This window comes from Martinezella sp. CNPSo 3959 (assembly GCF_057784355.1).
Map to the genome: position 1 here is coordinate 1,397,927 of NZ_JBXSOV010000001.1, position 17,272 is coordinate 1,415,198.

A 17,272-nucleotide genomic window follows, 5' to 3' on the forward strand; every position below is an offset into this window, starting at 1 on the left:
AAGCGCTCTCAAATCCAATAGATAAACACCCTGAATGAAAGGGAGTGACATTCATGACTGTAAAAGTAGCCATCAACGGTTTTGGCCGCATCGGCCGTAACGTCCTGCGTGCAATCGTCGAATCCGGCCGTACCGACATCGAAGTCGTTGCCATCAACGACCTCGGCCCGGTCGAGACCAATGCTCACCTGCTGCGTTACGATTCCATCCACGGCAGGTTCCCCGCCGAAGTGAAGGTCGAAGGCGACTCGATCATCGTGGGCGGCGGCAAGCCGATCAAGGTCACGGCGATCAAGGATCCGGCAACCCTGCCGCACCGCGATCTCGGCGTCGACATCGCCATGGAATGCACGGGCATCTTCACCGCCCGCGACAAGGCTGCCGCTCACCTGACGGCCGGCGCCAAGCGCGTCATCGTTTCGGCTCCTGCCGACGGTGCCGACCTGACCGTGGTTTTCGGCGTCAACCATGACCAGCTCACCAAGGAACACCTGGTCATCTCCAACGCATCCTGCACCACGAACTGCCTGGTACCGGTGGTCAAGGTTCTCGACGATGCCGTCGGCATCGATCACGGCTTCATGACCACAATCCACTCCTACACCGGTGACCAGCCGACGCTCGACACCATGCACAAGGACCTGTACCGCGCCCGCGCCGCAGCCCTGTCCATGATCCCGACGTCGACGGGCGCCGCAAAGGCTGTCGGTCTCGTTCTGCCGCACCTCAAGGGCAAGCTCGACGGCACGTCGATCCGCGTTCCCACGCCGAACGTCTCGGTCGTCGACTTCAAGTTCGTGTCCAAGAAGGCAACGACGGTCGGCGAAATCAACGAAGCCATCAAGGCTGCATCGAACGGCAAGCTGAAGGGCATCCTGGGCTACACCGACGAGCCGCTGGTTTCCCGCGACTTCAACCATGACAGCCACTCGTCGATCTTCGCGACCGACCAGACCAAGGTCATGGAAGGGAACTTCGTGCGCGTCCTGTCCTGGTACGACAACGAGTGGGGCTTCTCCAGCCGCATGTCGGACACGGCCGTTGCCTTCGCAAAGCTGATCTGATCATGACCTTCCGCCCGCTCCTTCCGACGACAGTCCGCTGGCGTCCCTTGGAAGGAGACGGGCTGGAGCACCTGACGATCTCTCCTATCGACAATGCCGGCAGCGCGGCCATCCGTGCCGCCGGCATTGTCATTGGTGCCCGCGGCGGCACGCCCTATGGCGTCTCCTACCGTATCGACTGCGACGCTGATTGGGCCGCTCTCTCCTTCTCGGTCGAAACCACCGATGGCCGTCGCTTGGCGCTGATTTCGGACCGCAAGGGACATTGGCGCACCGAGCATGGCGTGACGTTGCCGCAATTCGACGGCTGCATCGATATCGATCTCTATGGCTCGCCCTTCACCAACAGTCTGCCGATCCGCCGGCTTGGCATGACGCCCGAAAGCGGAACCGCTAAGCTTTCGATGCTCTATATCCCATTCGACACCTTCGAACCGGTGCGCGACGGTCAGCACTATACCTGCATCGTGCCGGAGAAACTTTATCGCTATGCGGCCGAAGACAGGAATTTCACCGTCGATCTTCCGGTCGACGAGGATGGGCTGGTGATCGACTATCCCAGCTATTTCAGGCGCGTGGATGTCTGAGCGAGGGCCTCAGTATCGATACCCTTGCTCATTCGGCAAGCAACGAGCTTGTGCCTCTAGTAGCAATCGCAATTGCCCTTCAAAACGCCTCAATCTTTGTTCGCCCTGCCCTGCTATCGTCCAGATTTACCAGTAAATTTTGAAGCAGGAAGTCTCCCAGACATTCCAAGCCGCTTCGCCGTTCTGGCAAAAGCGCATCACACCATGACGATGCAGTCGTTGGAAAGAGTTTCGATCCATGAACTCTCCTCCGAACGATTTCCGTGTTTGCCAATTTGCCAGGCACGGCAACATGATGGAAACTGGGGAGACCTCCGGCATTCGCGGCTTTTGGCCCGCTGGCGGCGCACGGAAAGGGAAAAAAGGTGGAGGCATTTTACATTATCGTGCTGATCAGCACGGTTCTCATACTCATTGCAGCCTTCTCCAGCCTCCTCGCCTTCCGTTTCGGCGCACCCTTGCTGCTGCTCTTCCTGATGATCGGCCTTGCCGCCGGAACGGACGGGCTCGGCATCGAATTCTCCAACAATTACCTCGCCTATATCCTCGGCTCCCTGGCGCTTGCTATCATTCTGTTCGATTCCGGCTATGGCACGCCGATCCAGGCGTTCAAGCTTGCTGCGGCACCCGCGCTGACGATCGCTTCCGTCGGCGTCATCGTGACGGCCGCATTGTTCGGCCTCGCGGCCACCTGGCTGCTCGGCTTCACCTGGCTGCAGGGTCTTCTGCTGGGCTCGATCGTCGCCTCGACGGATGCGGCGGCCGTCTTCTTCCTTCTGCGCATCGGCGGCATCAATATCCGTGACAAGGTGCGCTCGACGCTGGAAGTCGAATCCGGCACCAACGATCCGATGGCGATCTTCCTAACACTCGCCCTGGTCGAGCTCCTGGCAAGCGGCGAAGGCTATGCCGGCATCAATCTCGCCATGCTTGCCACCTTCGTCCAGCAGATGGGGCTGGGTGTCATACTCGGCCTGCTCGGCGGCATGATGATCGTCCTTATCGTCGGCCGTCTGGAGACGGATCGTGGCCTGACGCCCATCTTCGTACTGGCGCTGGCGCTCCTCGTCTTCTCGTTTACCGGCGCCGTCGGCGGCAGCGGCTTCCTGGCCGTCTATGTCGCAGGCATCTATGCCGGCAATCGCAAGCTGCCAGCCTCCGCCTCGATCAAGCGTTTCCAGGATGGCATGACCTGGCTGGCGCAGATCATCATGTTCCTCGTGCTCGGCCTGCTCGCCACCCCATCGGAATTTCCGGCAATCGCCATCCCGGCCGTGGCGCTAGCGCTGTTCCTAATCTTCGTTGCTCGGCCGATCGCCGTGTGGCTCTGCGTGCTGCCCTTCGACTACACGCAGCGGGAAACAGGCTTTGTCGCCTGGGTCGGACTGCGTGGCGCAGTCTCCATTCTTCTGGCGATCATGCCGATCCTCGGCGGCCTGCAGGCGGGCCAGACCTATTTCAACGTCGCCTTCATCGTCGTGCTGGTGTCGCTGCTCGTACAGGGCTGGACCATCAAACCCATGGCGCGCCGGCTTGGCCTCATCGTTCCCCCGCGCATGGGGGCGATCGACAAGGTCGAGGTCGACCTGCCGGGCACGGTCAACCACGAACTCCTCTCCTATCGCGTCGTCAAGGACAGCCCTGTCCTGCGCGGCGAACGCATTCCGCGTTGGGCGACGCCGTCGCTCATCGTTCGCGACGGTAAGTCCATGCGCTATCAATATGCCGGCCGCCTGCGCGAAAGCGATATCGTCTATCTTTTCGTCTCCCCCAATTATTCGCGCCTTCTCGACCGCATCTTCGCCAGCCGCGCGCCGGTCGATCCCGAGGATGCTGAATTCTTCGGTGCCTTCTCGATATCGCCGCTGCGCCCCGCCGCCGATCTCGATGCCGCCTATGGGCCGGGACTGCTGAGCGAACAGGAGAAGGGGCTCACCATAGCGGAGCTCATGCGCCATCGCCTCGGTGGCAAGGCCGACTATGCGGATCGCGTACGCCTCGGCGAAATCATCCTCATCGTCCGCGATCTCGACGAGAACGATCATATCCAATCCGTCGGAATGTCGCTCGAGGCGGTGGAACCGCCTGTCATCATGCCGATCTTCATCAATCTCCATGATATTTTGAAGAGCATCCGGGCTTATCTGCAAAAGCGCCGCGAGCGCGTGAATGAAGCTATTTCCGACGAATCAACACCGGGTAAAAACGACGCCTGAGTGCCTTGAGCAATTCCCGGAAAAATGCATGCCGGCTTTCCGTCCGGAATTGCCGAAAACCAGGAAAATAGAACCGTTCGGCGATCCCATGAAACGCCGAACGGTTCTTGCGTCTCCGATCATCCGTAGTATGGTCGGCGCGCTTTTCGCCACCAACAATATCGGATCCTTCCCATGGCAGCCTTCAAAACTCTCGACGATCTCACCGACATCTCCGGCAAGCGCGTACTCGTACGCGTTGACCTCAACGTGCCGGTCAAGGATGGCAAGGTCACCGATGCGACCCGCATCGAGCGTGTCGCCCCGACGATTCTCGAACTGTCCGAAAAGGGCGCCAAGGTCATTCTGCTTGCTCATTTCGGCCGTCCGAAGGATGGCCCCTCTCCGGACCTTTCGCTCGGCCTCATCGTGCCGGCGGTCGAGGAAGTTCTGGATCATGCCGTTCTCTTCGCCTCCGATTGCATCGGCGCCCCTGCTGCCGATGCCGTTGCCAAGATGAACAACGGCGACATCCTGCTGCTGGAAAACACCCGCTTCCACAAGGAAGAGGAAAAGAACGACACAGCCTTCACCAAGGCGCTCGCCGCCAATGGCGATATCTACGTCAACGACGCATTCTCCGCCGCGCACCGCGCCCATTCCTCGACAGAGGGCCTCGCCCACCTGCTGCCGGCCTATGCAGGCCGCACGATGCAGGCAGAGCTTGAAGCCCTGGAAAAGGGCCTCGGCAATCCGGTCCGCCCGGTCGTCGCCATCGTCGGCGGCGCCAAGGTTTCCACCAAGATCGACCTTCTGATGAACCTGGTGAAGAAGGTCGATGCGCTTGTCATCGGCGGCGGCATGGCCAACACCTTCCTCGCCGCGCGCGGTACCAATGTCGGCAAATCACTCTGCGAACACGATCTCGCCGATACCGCAAAGCAGATCATGATCGAAGCCGCCACGGCCGGCTGCGCGATCGTGCTGCCTGAGGACGGCGTCATCGCTCGCGAATTCAAGGCCGGCGCAGAAAACCAAGTCGTCGCGATCGAAGCGATCCCCGCCGATGCCATGGTACTCGATGTCGGCCCGAAATCGGTCGAAGCGATCAACAACTGGATCGGCCGCGCCACCACGCTCGTCTGGAACGGCCCGCTCGGCGCCTTCGAAATCACGCCTTTCGATGCAGCAACGGTCGCGGCAGCCAAATATGCCGCCGAATGCACCAAGGCCGGCAAGCTGACCTCGGTCGCCGGCGGCGGCGACACGGTTTCGGCGCTGAACCACGCCGGCGTTGCCGACGACTTCACCTATGTCTCGACGGCGGGCGGCGCGTTCCTCGAATGGATGGAAGGCAAGGTCCTTCCCGGCGTCGCCGTTCTGCAGGCAGGCAAGTAAATCGGCCAGTACTTCGAATGAATGAAAAGCCCCGGTCGTGAATGCGGCCGGGGCTTTTTTCTTTATGGTGATAACGTACGAACGTTCAGAACAGAGCAAGCTACATCTGCCACAATGGTAAGATCAGCTTTGCTGTGATATCGGAAAGCAAACCGTGTCAAACGGATGTTACAAAAGCGCGGCACTAGGTCCAATTATAATGAAGGGCCGAATAGAGGGGTTGCCATATGCTGGCCTGGCGCAGTTTTATCGCCGTTCTTGCTGTAGTCCTGGTCGCTCAAACAGATATTTCTCAAGCCCAACAGGTGCGTGCAGCTGTTCCTGTCTTTTCTCCGACTGGACCGGATGCGGAAGCTTACGGTGAGAAGCTCGGCTATCCCGTCGGTCTGCCGCTCAGCGAACAACGCAACATGATCGGCAACTTCACCCACGCTGATCAGCTTGCGCCAACGCACACGATCGCCCCCGCCGAGCATCCGTTACAGCTGTTACGCGCCCCATCCGAGATTTCGGTGAAATTCACGTTCGGTACCGAAACCGCCTCCCTGTCGAAATATCTCGACACCAATCCCACCACGGGATTGCTGATTGCCCGCAACGACACGATCCTGTTCGAACATTATCAATACGGCCGCACCGATCACGACCACTTCGTCTCACAATCCCTGGCAAAGACATTGACCGGCATGATGATCGGGATTGCAATTTCCGAAGGCGCCATTCATTCGATCGACGATACAGTTGCGACCTATGTGCCGGAGCTGAAAGGCACGGAGATGGGCGTTACGCCGATCCGCGCATTGCTGCATATGGCCTCCGGCATTGCCTTTACCGAAAACTTCGGCAACCCCGACGACAACATTCATCTCAGCAATTCACTGCTTGGCCCCGAAAAGCTTGATCCCATCACAGCCATATCCCGCTTCAACAAGCGGGTCGCGCCTGCCGATACGGTCTGGCACTACAGCAATCTCGATACGGAGGGCCTGAGCCTCGTTCTGACGCATGCCACCCATATGAGCATGGCGGACTATCTACAGACGCGGATATGGCAGCCGATGGGCGCCGAAGCCAGCGCGAACTGGCAGGTCGACAAAACAGGTCAGGAAGTCGGCTACTGCTGCTTCAGCGCGACGCTTCGCGACTATGCCCGCTTCGGCATGCTGCTCGCCCATGACGGTGCCTTGAACGGGCGGCAGATCATCCCGCGCCAATGGCTGCTGGATGCGACGGAGCCGGTCAAGCAAGGCTCGTTCCTCGCCGTCAATCACGAGACGAACCCCTGGGGCTACGGCTATCAGACCTGGCTGATGCCCGGCCCGCGCCGAACGTTCTTTCTGGACGGACGAGCCGGCCAGCGCATTCTCGTCGATCCGGCAACACATCTGGTCCTGGTGCACACTGCGGTCCGGGCCAAGCCCGGCGATGCAGGCAGTGCGGAGCTTGTCGAGCTCTGGTCCAGCGTGCTCAAGCAGTTTCAGAACAATTGACGCGATCGCCATCGCGTGACCGGCTTTCAAGTTGATACGCGAAGCCCGGCCTCCAAAGGAGACCGCTGGTGAAGTTGTCACCGGCACAAGTTCCCGCTTCCAGCATCAGCTGAGCAACGGCTAAATCCTCGCAGATCTACCGAAGCTCTGGGGCCGCCATGAACACCATCGCCTATGTCACCGTCGATGTCTTCACGTCCGAACGCTTTGTCGGCAATCCGCTGGCGATCATCCCCGATGCGCGTGGCGTCAGTAGCGACGCCATGCAGAAGATCGCGGCCGAGTTCGGTTATTCGGAAACGACCTTCGCGCTGCCGCCCGAAAACCCAGAGCATACAGCCCGCGTCCGCATCTTCACGCCGACATCAGAAATTCCATTCGCCGGCCACCCGAATGTAGGCACCGCCTTCGTTCTCGGCCAGCAGCGGGCGATCTTCGGAAGGCCTACAGGCGACAGACTGATTTTCGAAGAGGATGCCGGCCTTGTGGAAGTGACGTTGTTGCGCAACGACGGCGTGGTCTCGGGCGCAAGCATCCGCGCGCCGGGCGGACTTTCGGTCGGCGAGACGATCGCCGACGAACTCATCGCACGCTGCGTGCAGATCGACCCGCAATCGATCCGCCATACGACCCATACTCCAACCTTCGCATCCGTCGGCCTGCCTTTCGCCTTTGCCGAGCTGGACAGCCTGGAAACGCTTGGCAAAGCACGGCCGAATGCCGCCGTTTTTGCCGAAGCAGCTACGCGGCACAAAGAGGACAAGACCGGCTTCTCGCTCTTTCTCTACGTACGCTCCGCCGAAAATCCATGGGCTATCCGCGCCCGCATGTTTGCGCCGCTCGACAATGTCACGGAAGACCCGGCGACCGGCAGCGCCTCCGCCGCAATTGGCGCCTATCTAACGTCCCTACTACCGGCACAGGATGCAGAGGTAAAAATCACCATCGAGCAGGGCGTAGAAATGGGAAGACGCAGCGTCATCGGCGTCGACGTCAAAAAATCCGCCGGTACGGTAAATGAAGTCTTGCTGTCCGGCAGCAGCGTCTTCGTCATGCGCGGAGAGATCCGGGTATAGGATGCGACGCACGCCGGAGCTGAAGCCCCGAAACCGGTCTGGAATGCCTTAAAACACCTCGTTGATAACGAGCGCCACCGTCCAGATGGCAAAGGCGAAGAGGGCGATCTTCCAGAAATCAGCCCTGCGCCTCAGGCCGGGCAGTCCCAAAGGCTTAATGATGTGCACCGCCATGGCGAGCAGGAGCAGCACCGCTATGGCTTTTGTCACGCTATTTTTCCCCATTTATGCAAGAGTGAGAGCAGCCGCGACCAAAAACCGCTGCACGCCTTTCGCGATCATGCTCTAATCGTCATACGACGGACATTTTTCCGCGCCAACAGACTGTTTCTACACGCCGATAGCGGCAATCCGGGACACAATCAATAGCGAATACAGGCAGGGCGCGATCCTGTCTTTCGGCTGCCAAACGGAGCCGCGTGAAGGTGGGGAGCATGAAAAGAAACATATTGCCGGTACTCGCTCTGCTGTTCGGCACGCTGTTCCTGTTTACGGGCAATGGTCTGCACAGCCTGCTGCTGCCTGTGCGCGGCACGGCCGAAGGCTATGCGACGACGACGCTCGGCCTGCTGGGCACGACGTGGGCGACGGGCTTCGTGCTCGGCTGCCTGACGGCGCCGAAACTGGTCCGACGCATAGGTCATGTGCGCGCCTTTTCGGGCTTCATCTCCGTCATCGCCATCATCGCGCTTCTGACGGGCATCATCGTCGACCCCATCTGGTGGGTGGCGCTGCGTGCCGTGACCGGTTTCTGCACGGCCGGCACCTCGATGATCATCGAGAGCTGGCTCAACGAACGCGCCACCAATGAAAGCCGTGGCGCGATCTTCTCGCTCTATATCGGCATCACCCTCATCGGCGCCGTCGCCGGCCAGATGATGGTGCCCTTTGCCGATGTCCATACGCCCATCCTCTTCATGGTGTGCGGCATCTGCTATTGTATCGCCATGCTGCCGACCACGCTGTCGACCGCCGCCTCGCCGCAGCCGCTGAAGGCCGTCAGCCTCGACCTGAAGGCGCTCTACCGCAATTCGCCGGTCGCCTCGATCGGCATCCTGCTCGTCGGTATCGCCAATGGCGCATACGGCACGCTCGGCGCCGTCTTCGGCGCCAAGGCCGGCCTTTCCCAAAGCGATATCGCGCTGATGATGAGCTCGACGATTTTTGCAGGCGCCGTCATGCAGCTGCCGGCCGGCCGCCTTTCCGATCGCATCGACCGCCGCTATGTGCTCGCGGGCATGGCTGCGATCGCAGCTCTCGACGGCCTGCTCCTCTTCCTGTTGAAGCCGGGCAGCCCGGCTTTCCTCATCAGCATGGTCGTCATCTATGGCGCCGTCGCCAACACGCTCTATCCGATCGCCGTCGCCCATGCCAACGACTTCGCTGCGCCGGAGGATTTCGTCAAGGTTTCGGGCGGCCTCCTGCTGCTCTATGGCATCGGCACGATCATCGGCCCGACGTTGAGCGGACCGGTCATGTCCTCCATCGGCCCCTACTCGCTGTTCTTCGTCACCGCCATCGCCCATGTGCTGATTACCTCCTACTCGATCTTCCGCAGCCGCATGCGCGCCGCCAAGCCCGCGGGCGATCGCGACGCCTACACGACTATGCCATCGGCCAACGCGCAGATGATCACACCGGAGAGCATGGCGCTGGCGCGCAGCGAGACTTCAAAAAAGGACGATATAACTGTAGATTACGGCACCTGATCCCTCTTGAAGGGAAGGAGGAGCCGAAATGAGCCTATTCGATGATGATCGTCCCACGCAGCCGTCCGCCCACGAGATCGGCAGCGACCTGTCGTTACTATCGGTCGACGAGCTGAAAAGCCGTGTTGCATTGCTTCAGGGCGAGATCGCCCGGCTGGAAGAGGAAATCGCCACCAAGACCTCCGGCCGCAAGGCGGCGGATAGCCTTTTCCGCTTCTGAGGCATCGTCCCAAGGTGCATCGCCGCAGCACAAAATTTGGGCGGCGCAGCCCTGGATCAAGACATGGTCAACCGAATATTAAGCTTTACGACATATTACTAGGACCATCCAGATTCGCTCTGGACTCAGACAGTTCCTCCACTTGGCGAATTGGTCTGATTTTTCTCCCTGTTTTACCTTGAGAGCCGCTTTTGCGGCTCTTCTTTTTTGTCCTGTATCACGGACCTTGCCGAAACTGTGGAGATTAACCCTTTCTTAAGAATCGCCTTGCGAATTTCAGTTAAAACAACCATCTTAAAGTCATAAAAGCGGATGCCGAAAGCTCTTAGGGACTTGACCGGCCTTTCCTGAACAAAAGTGTTGCGTGAAGCAGGGATTTATTCGATGTCGGAACTTGGATTGAACACGATCAGCTTTGCTGGCCACGCCGCATCGTCGGCGCAGTTCAGGGCGCTCTATTCTGAAGGCATGTCGCTGGTCGAAGAAACTGCCGGCTATCTCGACGGCCAAGGCCGCGCCGCTTCCAAAGTTCTGCCGCGCATGGCCTCCGTACTCTACGCCGCCGAATCCATGCGGCTGACGACCCGTCTCATGCAGATGGCCTCCTGGCTGCTGCTGCAGCGCGCCGTCAACAATGGCGAAATGTCGCGCGATCAGGTGCTGGCCGAAAAGAACAAGGTTCGCCTCGACGGCTTCAACGTCGACCGCACGGCACCCGGCTGGAATGACCTGCCAGAATCCTTCCGCGATCTCGTCGAGCGTTCGCTGCGCCTGCAGAACCGCGTCGCCATCCTCGATCGCGAAATCTATCGTCCTACGGAAGCGGCCATCGTTCCGGACAACCAGAATAGCGTCAAGGCACAGCTGACCCTACTGCAGACCGCCTTCGGCGGCAACTAAGCCCAACCATCGACTATGAATTCGAACCGGTCGCGCAGTGCGCGGCCGCTTTTGTTTTGAGCAGTTATTCATCTCTCCGAAAAGCCGTGTCCGTGGAGATAAACCCCAAGTAGCAAGCGGGCAAAGCTTGACGATCTCAGCGAAACCTCAGTAAAAAGAGGGCGCCTGCCTCTCTCAAGGGGTGGCGAGCCGAAAACGAATCCGCGTGGAGGGCCCAATGCGCCGACTCACTTCTCACGAAAATCAAATCCGAAATTCTGAGAAGATGATGAACCATGCGCACATTGAATCTGGGCATCCTCGCCCATGTAGACGCGGGCAAGACTAGCCTCACGGAGCGACTCCTTTTTGATACCGGCATAATCGACAAGCTCGGCAGCGTAGACGCCGGCAGCACGCAGACAGATAGCCTCGAACTCGAAAGGCAACGCGGTATCACCATTGCCGCCGCGGTGGTCTCGTTCACCGTCGGTGACGTCACGGTGAACCTCATCGATACGCCGGGACATCCGGACTTCATTGCCGAGATCGAACGGGTGCTGCAGCTGCTCGATGCGGCCGTGGTCGTCGTATCGGCTGTCGAGGGCGTGCAATCGCAGACCCGCGTGCTCGTCAGGGCATTGCGCCGCCTCAGCATCCCTTTCATCTTCTTCATCAACAAGGTTGACCGCCCCGGCGCGCGCTATGATGAAGTGCTTGAGGATATTGCGACGCAGCTGGCGGTTCGCTCCATTCCGATGTCGATCGCCCATGATGCCGGTAGCAGGCTCGCCACGGTGGAAACCGCCGATCTCGGAAGCGATCCGCATTTCTCGCGCGTCTGCGAAGCCCTTTCCGTCAACGACAAGCTCTTCCTGGAAGATTATGTTCTAGCTCCCGAGCGCCTGACACGGCAGAGGCTGGAGCAAGCCCTTGTCGATCAGGTGGGGAAGTCTTTGGTTCATCCGGCATTCGCCGGCGCGGCGACGCGGGGCCTCGGCATCCCTACCCTGATTTCGGCGGTCCAGACTTTGCTGCCCAGCCGTCAGCCGAACCATGACGGTCCGGTTTCCGGGACGATCTTCAAGATCGAACGCGGATGGGGTGGCGAAAAGCTCGCCTATCTCTATCTGGCGTCTGGCACGGTCGGCCTTCGCGACGATATCGAAACCGCGAACGGCCCGGCAAAGATCAGCAGCCTCCAACTCTTCCGGGATGGCAAGGCGGACAAGGTCGCGCAGATCAGCGCCGGACAGATCGCCAAGGTCGGCGGTCTTCCGAACGCCCGCATCGGCGATTGGATCGGCACCGAAAGCCGGCCAGGCACGCTTCGCCACTTCGCGCCGCCCACTTTGGAGACTCGCATCCGCCCGAGGCGCCCTTCAGAAAATGCGGCACTCTGGCTAGCTCTGGGGCAACTTGCAGAACAGGATCCGCTCATCAACCTGCGCTGCAACGAGGAAACCGGCGAGATATACGTCTCACTCTATGGCGAAGTGCAGAAGGAAGTCATCCAGGCAACGCTCTCCACAGAATTCGGCCTGGATATAGCTTTCGAGGAAAGCACCGTCATCTATGTCGAAAGGCTGGCAGGAACGGGGAGCGCGGTTGAGCACATATTCAAGGAGCCCAATCCGTTTCTCGCAACAGTCGGCTTGCGGGTCGAGCCGCGGCCGGAAGGCAGCGGAAACAGCTTTGCCCTGGAAGTGGATATCGGCCAGATGCCCGCAAGCTTCTACCGGGCGGTCGAGGAAGCCACGTTCGAAACGCTGAAGGAAGGTCTTTTCGGCTGGCAGATCATCGACTGCCATGTCGCCATGACGGCAGCGCGGCAAAGTTCGCCGGCGAGCACTGCGGTGGATTTCCGCAAGCTGACGCCGCTGGTGCTGGCATCCGCGCTCTCATCGGCACAAACGATCCTCTGCGAACCTATCGAGCATTTTCACGTCGAGATACCGGCAACGGCTTTGGCTGGTGTGCACAGCCTGCTCGCAAAATCCGGCGCCTCGATGAGAAAATCGCTGATCGACGAGGGACTGGCCCGTCTGAAAGGCACGGTGGCATCATCGATGATCCAGACGCTCCAAAGGCAATTACCAGGATTGTCGGGCGGAGCCGGCGTCCTGGATCACGCCTTCGATCACTATGCGCCACTATCGGGTCCGCACCGTGTACGGGAGCGCGCAGCCGTAAATCCGTTCGACCGTGCCGATTACCTGCGGCGTGTGCGATGAGGGACGAGGCTCAGTATCAACGCAAAAAAGCCCGGCAAAACCGGGCTCTTTTCAAGCGGCAAATCGCAATGCGATTAGATGCCGAGACCGCCGAAGCGCTTGTTGAACTTCGAAACACGGCCGGCACGGTCCATCAGCTGCTGGTTGCCGCCGGTCCAAGCCGGATGGGACTTGGAGTCGATTTCGAGGTTCATGACAGCGCCTTCAGAACCCCAGGTCGAGCGGGTTTCATATTCGGTACCGTCGGTCATGACTACCTTGATCGTGTGGTAGTCGGGATGAATGTTGGCCTTCATAACAATCTTCCTGTCATGCCAGGGTCCATTTGTCGCAAGGCATTGCGGCAACCGAACCGATTGAATAAATGAAGCCGCAGTCCGTTAAAGGCCACGGCTTCCAATTAAGATGGCGTGCCTATACATGAAGGCAGCGGCGATAACAAGGGGCGAAACGCCGAGTCCCTTGCTGATATGGGGATTGGAGACGACTTGTCAGAAACTGGCCAGGCTGAGGAAAAGAAAAACCGTTCAATCCGTCCTCTCGGACGACTGGCGCCATACCTCAGGCGATATCGAGGCATGGTGGCCGGGGCAATCATATCGCTCGTCATCGCTGCCGTTACCTCGCTTGCTTTGCCAGTCGCCGTCCGCCGCATGATCGATCACGGCTTCGATCAAGCCGACCGCGGTCTGATCGACAGTTATTTCGTAGCGATCATGATCATGGCGCTGCTGCTCGCGGCTGCGAGCGCGCTGCGCTATTACTTCGTCATCTCCATCGGCGAGCGCATCGTCTCCGACATGCGCCGCGAGGTCTTTGACCACGTGACACGGCTGTCGCCCTCTTTCTTCGATGTCAATCAATCGGGCGAGATTGTCTCGCGGCTGACGGCCGATACCACGCAGATCAAGTCCGCAGTCGGCGCCACGGCCTCCGTCGCGCTGCGCAACCTGATCCTCTGTCTTGGCGCCGTGATCATGATGATCGTCACCAGCCCGAAGCTCTCGAGTATCGTGCTGATCGCCATTCCGATCATCGTGCTGCCGCTGGTCAGTTTCGGCCGTTCCGTGCGCAAGCGCTCGCGGGCCGCACAGGAAACGCTGGCGCAGGCATCGGCCTATGCCAACGAGACCATCGCGGCCAACCGCACCATCCAGGCCTATAATGGCGAGAACGCCGCCGCTCTGCGCTATGGCAGCGCCGTCGAGGATGCCTATCAGGCGGCACGCGCCGCGATCAAATCCCGCTCGCTGCTGACGGGCTTCGCCATTGCCATGGTCTTCGGCAGCATCGTCGCCGTCCTTTGGGTCGGTGCGCAGAATGTTCTCGCCGGCACGATGTCGGCCGGCACGCTCGGCCAATTCCTGCTCTATTCCGTCATCGCCGGCTCCTCGCTGGGCTCGCTGTCGGAAGTCTGGGGCGAGCTCTCCCAGGCCGCAGGTGCTGCCGATCGCCTGGGCGAGCTCCTTGCAGAAGTCTCACCCATCGCCGCCCCGGCCAATCCCCTGCCGTTGCCGCAGCCGCCGCAGGGCCGCGTGGAATTTTCCGACGTCCATTTCTCTTACCCGTCACGACCGAACAGATCGGCACTGCATGGGCTCTCCTTCTCCGTGAAGCCGGGAGAGACGGTCGCAATCGTCGGCGCATCGGGTGCAGGCAAGAGCACCATCTTTTCGCTGCTGCTGCGCTTCTACGATCCGCAGAAGGGCCGCGTTGCCCTGGATGGTGTCGATGCGCGCGATGTGCTGCCGGATGCCTTGCGTGAGCGCATCGCCATCGTTCCTCAGGACACCACGATCTTCGCCGCCTCCATCCATGACAACATCGCCTTCGGCCGCCCGGGCGCCTCGCGCGACGAAGTGCGCGCCGCCGCGATTGCCGCGCAGGCGGACGAGTTCATTTCGCGCCTCGAAATGGGCTATGATACGCAGGTCGGCGAGCGCGGCGTCACCCTTTCCGGCGGCCAGCGCCAACGTGTCGCCATCGCCCGTGCCATCTTGAAGAACGCGCCTATCCTGCTGCTCGATGAAGCGACCTCCGCGCTCGATGCCGAAAGCGAGACGCTCGTTCAAAAGGCGCTGGAGGGCTTGATGGAAGCACGCACGACCCTCGTCATCGCCCATCGCCTGGCGACCGTGCTCAAGGCCGACCGCATTCTGGTGCTGGATCAGGGCCGCATCGTCGAGGAAGGTACGCACCAGAGCCTGATCCGCCATGGCGGCATCTACGCCAAGCTCGCGCGCCTGCAATTCGATGCCGGCATCGAGGACCACATGCTCGTCGCGAAATAGCGCGCAAGTCGTCTCAAATACAACCTTGTGGAAATAGTTTCAAAGTTGAGCTAGATTTTCGGCGTTATCCCGCGCTGACGCGATTCTAGGAGACGTGCACCATGTATAAATTTGAAGTCTACAAGGACAAAGCCGGCGAGTTTCGCTTCCGCTTCAAGGCCTCGAACGGCGAAACCATGTTCGGTTCGGAAGGCTATAAGGCGAAGGCCTCGGCCCTGCATGCCATCGAATCGATCAAGGCTCACGTTGGCGGCGCCGTCATCGACGACCAGACCACCGCCACCGCATAATTCTCGCGTCACGCACTCGCTGCAAAGCCATTAACGGCCGGCTGCCCTTTGGGCATGCCGGTCGTTTTGATTTTCTGCGGCGAATTTCAAGAAATCTTTTCGCGAGTGTCGAATTCACTCAGGCCCGCGGCTCATTATGTCGAAGCGGCAGGAAGCCGTTTTGCCAGCGGTGTTGTATATTCCGGCATTCAGCTTTCGGGATACGCCGTCCGGCCATCGTCAAAACTGCAAATGGGAGACCCATCTCATGCAATATGCTTTGATCATCCGTGAATCAGTCGAGGATTTTGGGCGTCGCGCCGATCCGACCTATAAGAACGGCTGGATCGCCTACACGCAGGCGCTTATCCAGGCCGGCATCATGACGGGCGGCGCGGGATTGACGGCGCCGGAGACGGCAACGGTTGTCCGTCGCCAGGGCGAGGACCATGAAGTAAAGGACGGTCCCTTCCCTGACGGTAAGGAGCAGCTTGGCGGCTTCTACCTGATCGATGTGCCGGATCTCGATGCCGCGCTGGAATGGGCGCTACGCGTCCCAATCTCCCAGCAAGGTTCGGTCGAGATACGGCCGCGATTGCAGATGTAGCCATCATGGCGTTGGATGCCGGACGCGCCGCCGAGCAAACGGCGCGTCAATCCTACGGCAAGCTGATCGCCTTCCTCGCCGCACGCTTCCGCGACGTGCCGGCGGCCGAGGATGCTTTGTCGGATGCGATCGCGGCAGCGTTGAGTACCTGGCCGGAACGCGGCATCCCCGACAATCCGGAAGCCTGGCTGCTGGTTGCAGCCAAGCGTAACCTCCTTCGCCGTGTCAGGCACGAGAACGTCAGGGCCGGGGCGCGCGACAGGATCATGATGGCCTTCGAAGAAGCGGAGGAACGCATGAATGCCGACAATTCCACCTTTCCGGATGAGCGCCTGAAGCTCCTCTTCGTCTGCGCCCATCCGGCTCTGGATCGCTCGGCTCACACCCCGCTGATGCTGCAATCCGTGCTGGCCATCGATGCCGCAACCATAGCCAAAGCCTTCCTCGTTTCGCCGCAAGCCATGAGCCAGCGGCTGGTACGGGCAAAAATCAAGATCCGCGACGCACATATTCCCTTCATCGTTCCGGAGCGGTCCGCACTGCCAGACCGATTGGAAAGCGTGCTCTCGGCGATATATGCCGCCTATGGCCTCGGCTGGGACGGTGTCGACGGAGAGATCGGCAAGCAAAGATCTTTAGCGGACGAGGCCATCTGGCTCGGCCGCACGCTGCTTGCGACCCTGCCCGGGGAACCGGAAGCCGCCGGCTTGTTGTCGCTGATGCTCTACAGCCAATCCCGTCATAAAGCGCGGCGCGACGCGAATGGACGATATGTCCCTCTCGACGAGCAGGACATGGCCCTTTGGGACGTCGAAATGATCGCGGAAGCCGATAATCTATTACGAAAGGCTGGCACATTTGGGCGTTTCGGCCCGTTCCAGTGCCAGGCCGCGATCCAGTCCGTGCATGCCGACCGGCGACGCTCGGGCATCACTGACTGGACGGCCCTTGCCAAGCTTTATCAGGCGCTCGTTATGATGAAACCGACCGTCGGCGCCCGCGTCAGCTATGCCGCGGTGACGGGCAAAGTGGAAGGTCCTGCTGCGGGGTTGGCTCTCCTTGACCGGATAGCCGAGCGAGAAATCGTCAACTATCAGCCCTATTGGGCCGTGCGCGCCCACCTGCTGACCGAAGCCGGAGATGAGGAAAGCGCTTCCCACGCATACCGCACCGCGATCGGCCTCAGTGATAGCGAAGCCGTGCGGCAATTCCTGCAGGCACGCCTCGATGGTATCGCAGCGCCGGAGCGATGA

At 60.2% G+C, this 17,272-nt stretch carries 15 protein-coding genes and 1 pseudogene; 14 read left to right on the forward strand and 2 right to left on the reverse strand.

Annotation, left to right across the window (positions count from 1 at the left end; genetic code table 11):
• Window positions 1-53: 53 nt before the first annotated feature.
• The 6 genes and pseudogenes from gap (at window position 54) to AC13RE_RS07010 (ending at window position 7,810) form a co-directional block, all read left to right on the forward strand.
• Entirely contained in the window at window positions 54-1,064 is a 1,011-nt protein-coding gene (gene gap / locus AC13RE_RS06985; protein ID WP_041677653.1) for a type I glyceraldehyde-3-phosphate dehydrogenase, read from the forward strand.
• A gap of 2 nt (window positions 1,065-1,066) precedes the next feature.
• A complete protein-coding gene (locus tag AC13RE_RS06990; RefSeq protein WP_488562398.1) occupies window positions 1,067-1,651 on the forward strand; it encodes a putative glycolipid-binding domain-containing protein in 585 nt (194 codons plus the stop codon).
• Window positions 1,652-2,016: 365 nt separating this feature from the next.
• Window positions 2,017-3,867: a potassium/proton antiporter gene (locus AC13RE_RS06995; protein ID WP_488562399.1), complete on the forward strand. Its 1,851-nt coding sequence runs from the start codon at window positions 2,017-2,019 to the stop codon at window positions 3,865-3,867.
• A 118-nt stretch (window positions 3,868-3,985) separates the two neighbouring features.
• Window positions 3,986-5,244, forward strand: a pseudogene (locus AC13RE_RS07000) (phosphoglycerate kinase).
• Window positions 5,245-5,471: 227 nt separating this feature from the next.
• The gene (locus AC13RE_RS07005) at window positions 5,472-6,734 is read left to right on the forward strand and encodes a serine hydrolase domain-containing protein (protein WP_488562400.1); all 1,263 of its coding nucleotides are present in this window, start codon (window positions 5,472-5,474) and stop codon (window positions 6,732-6,734) included.
• Between the two features lie 158 nt (window positions 6,735-6,892).
• On the forward strand, window positions 6,893-7,810 hold the full coding sequence (locus tag AC13RE_RS07010; RefSeq protein ID WP_488562401.1) for a PhzF family phenazine biosynthesis protein: 918 nt from the start codon (window positions 6,893-6,895) through the stop codon (window positions 7,808-7,810).
• Between the two features lie 48 nt (window positions 7,811-7,858).
• Here the strand turns inward: AC13RE_RS07010 and AC13RE_RS07015 are convergent, their stop codons facing one another.
• Entirely contained in the window at window positions 7,859-8,020 is a 162-nt protein-coding gene (locus AC13RE_RS07015) for a hypothetical protein (protein WP_015341025.1), read from the reverse strand.
• Between the two features lie 224 nt (window positions 8,021-8,244).
• Between AC13RE_RS07015 and AC13RE_RS07020 the strand changes: the two genes are divergently transcribed.
• The 4 genes from AC13RE_RS07020 to AC13RE_RS07035 all read left to right on the forward strand — a co-directional run bounded on the left by AC13RE_RS07020 (window position 8,245) and on the right by AC13RE_RS07035 (window position 12,852).
• A complete protein-coding gene (locus AC13RE_RS07020; protein ID WP_041677654.1) occupies window positions 8,245-9,519 on the forward strand; it encodes an MFS transporter in 1,275 nt (424 codons plus the stop codon).
• Window positions 9,520-9,547: 28 nt separating this feature from the next.
• Window positions 9,548-9,739 (forward strand): DUF1192 domain-containing protein, encoded by a 192-nt coding sequence (locus tag AC13RE_RS07025; protein WP_015341027.1) that lies wholly within the window; start codon window positions 9,548-9,550, stop codon window positions 9,737-9,739.
• 384 nt (window positions 9,740-10,123) lie between these two features.
• Window positions 10,124-10,639 carry a protease adaptor protein RcdA gene (gene rcdA / locus AC13RE_RS07030; RefSeq protein WP_069611865.1) on the forward strand — a complete coding sequence of 172 codons (516 nt, stop codon included), beginning with the start codon at window positions 10,124-10,126 and terminating at the stop codon, window positions 10,637-10,639.
• A gap of 275 nt (window positions 10,640-10,914) precedes the next feature.
• On the forward strand, window positions 10,915-12,852 hold the full coding sequence (locus tag AC13RE_RS07035; protein WP_488562402.1) for a GTP-binding protein: 1,938 nt from the start codon (window positions 10,915-10,917) through the stop codon (window positions 12,850-12,852).
• Between the two features lie 74 nt (window positions 12,853-12,926).
• Here the strand turns inward: AC13RE_RS07035 and rpmE are convergent, their stop codons facing one another.
• Window positions 12,927-13,148: a 50S ribosomal protein L31 gene (rpmE, locus tag AC13RE_RS07040; RefSeq protein ID WP_015341030.1), complete on the reverse strand. Its 222-nt coding sequence runs from the start codon at window positions 13,146-13,148 to the stop codon at window positions 12,927-12,929.
• A 174-nt stretch (window positions 13,149-13,322) separates the two neighbouring features.
• Between rpmE and AC13RE_RS07045 the strand changes: the two genes are divergently transcribed.
• From AC13RE_RS07045 to AC13RE_RS07060, 4 genes are all read left to right on the forward strand, one after another.
• Window positions 13,323-15,143 carry an ABC transporter transmembrane domain-containing protein gene (locus AC13RE_RS07045; protein ID WP_488562403.1) on the forward strand — a complete coding sequence of 607 codons (1,821 nt, stop codon included), beginning with the start codon at window positions 13,323-13,325 and terminating at the stop codon, window positions 15,141-15,143.
• Window positions 15,144-15,244: 101 nt separating this feature from the next.
• Window positions 15,245-15,433: a YegP family protein gene (locus tag AC13RE_RS07050; protein WP_015341032.1), complete on the forward strand. Its 189-nt coding sequence runs from the start codon at window positions 15,245-15,247 to the stop codon at window positions 15,431-15,433.
• A gap of 247 nt (window positions 15,434-15,680) precedes the next feature.
• On the forward strand, window positions 15,681-16,019 hold the full coding sequence (locus AC13RE_RS07055) for a YciI family protein (protein ID WP_095435751.1): 339 nt from the start codon (window positions 15,681-15,683) through the stop codon (window positions 16,017-16,019).
• Window positions 16,020-16,024: 5 nt separating this feature from the next.
• Window positions 16,025-17,272: an RNA polymerase sigma factor gene (locus AC13RE_RS07060; protein ID WP_488562404.1), complete on the forward strand. Its 1,248-nt coding sequence runs from the start codon at window positions 16,025-16,027 to the stop codon at window positions 17,270-17,272.

Bases quoted from the DNA above. Each gene is read 5' to 3' on its own strand.
- AC13RE_RS07050 (WP_015341032.1), top strand. From the start codon at position 15,245: ATGTATAAATTTGAAGTCTACAAGGACAAAGCCGGCGAGTTTCGCTTC.
- AC13RE_RS07045 (WP_488562403.1), top strand. From the start codon at position 13,323: ATGGGGATTGGAGACGACTTGTCAGAAACTGGCCAGGCTGAGGAAAAG.
- AC13RE_RS07055 (WP_095435751.1), top strand. From the start codon at position 15,681: ATGCAATATGCTTTGATCATCCGTGAATCAGTCGAGGATTTTGGGCGT.
- AC13RE_RS07035 (WP_488562402.1), top strand. From the start codon at position 10,915: ATGCGCACATTGAATCTGGGCATCCTCGCCCATGTAGACGCGGGCAAG.
- AC13RE_RS07010 (WP_488562401.1), top strand. From the start codon at position 6,893: ATGAACACCATCGCCTATGTCACCGTCGATGTCTTCACGTCCGAACGC.
- gap (WP_041677653.1), top strand. From the start codon at position 54: ATGACTGTAAAAGTAGCCATCAACGGTTTTGGCCGCATCGGCCGTAAC.
- AC13RE_RS07020 (WP_041677654.1), top strand. From the start codon at position 8,245: ATGAAAAGAAACATATTGCCGGTACTCGCTCTGCTGTTCGGCACGCTG.
- AC13RE_RS07005 (WP_488562400.1), top strand. From the start codon at position 5,472: ATGCTGGCCTGGCGCAGTTTTATCGCCGTTCTTGCTGTAGTCCTGGTC.
- rcdA (WP_069611865.1), top strand. From the start codon at position 10,124: ATGTCGGAACTTGGATTGAACACGATCAGCTTTGCTGGCCACGCCGCA.
- AC13RE_RS06990 (WP_488562398.1), top strand. From the start codon at position 1,067: ATGACCTTCCGCCCGCTCCTTCCGACGACAGTCCGCTGGCGTCCCTTG.
- AC13RE_RS07060 (WP_488562404.1), top strand. From the start codon at position 16,025: ATGGCGTTGGATGCCGGACGCGCCGCCGAGCAAACGGCGCGTCAATCC.
- rpmE (WP_015341030.1), bottom strand. From the start codon at position 13,148: ATGAAGGCCAACATTCATCCCGACTACCACACGATCAAGGTAGTCATG.
- AC13RE_RS07025 (WP_015341027.1), top strand. From the start codon at position 9,548: ATGAGCCTATTCGATGATGATCGTCCCACGCAGCCGTCCGCCCACGAG.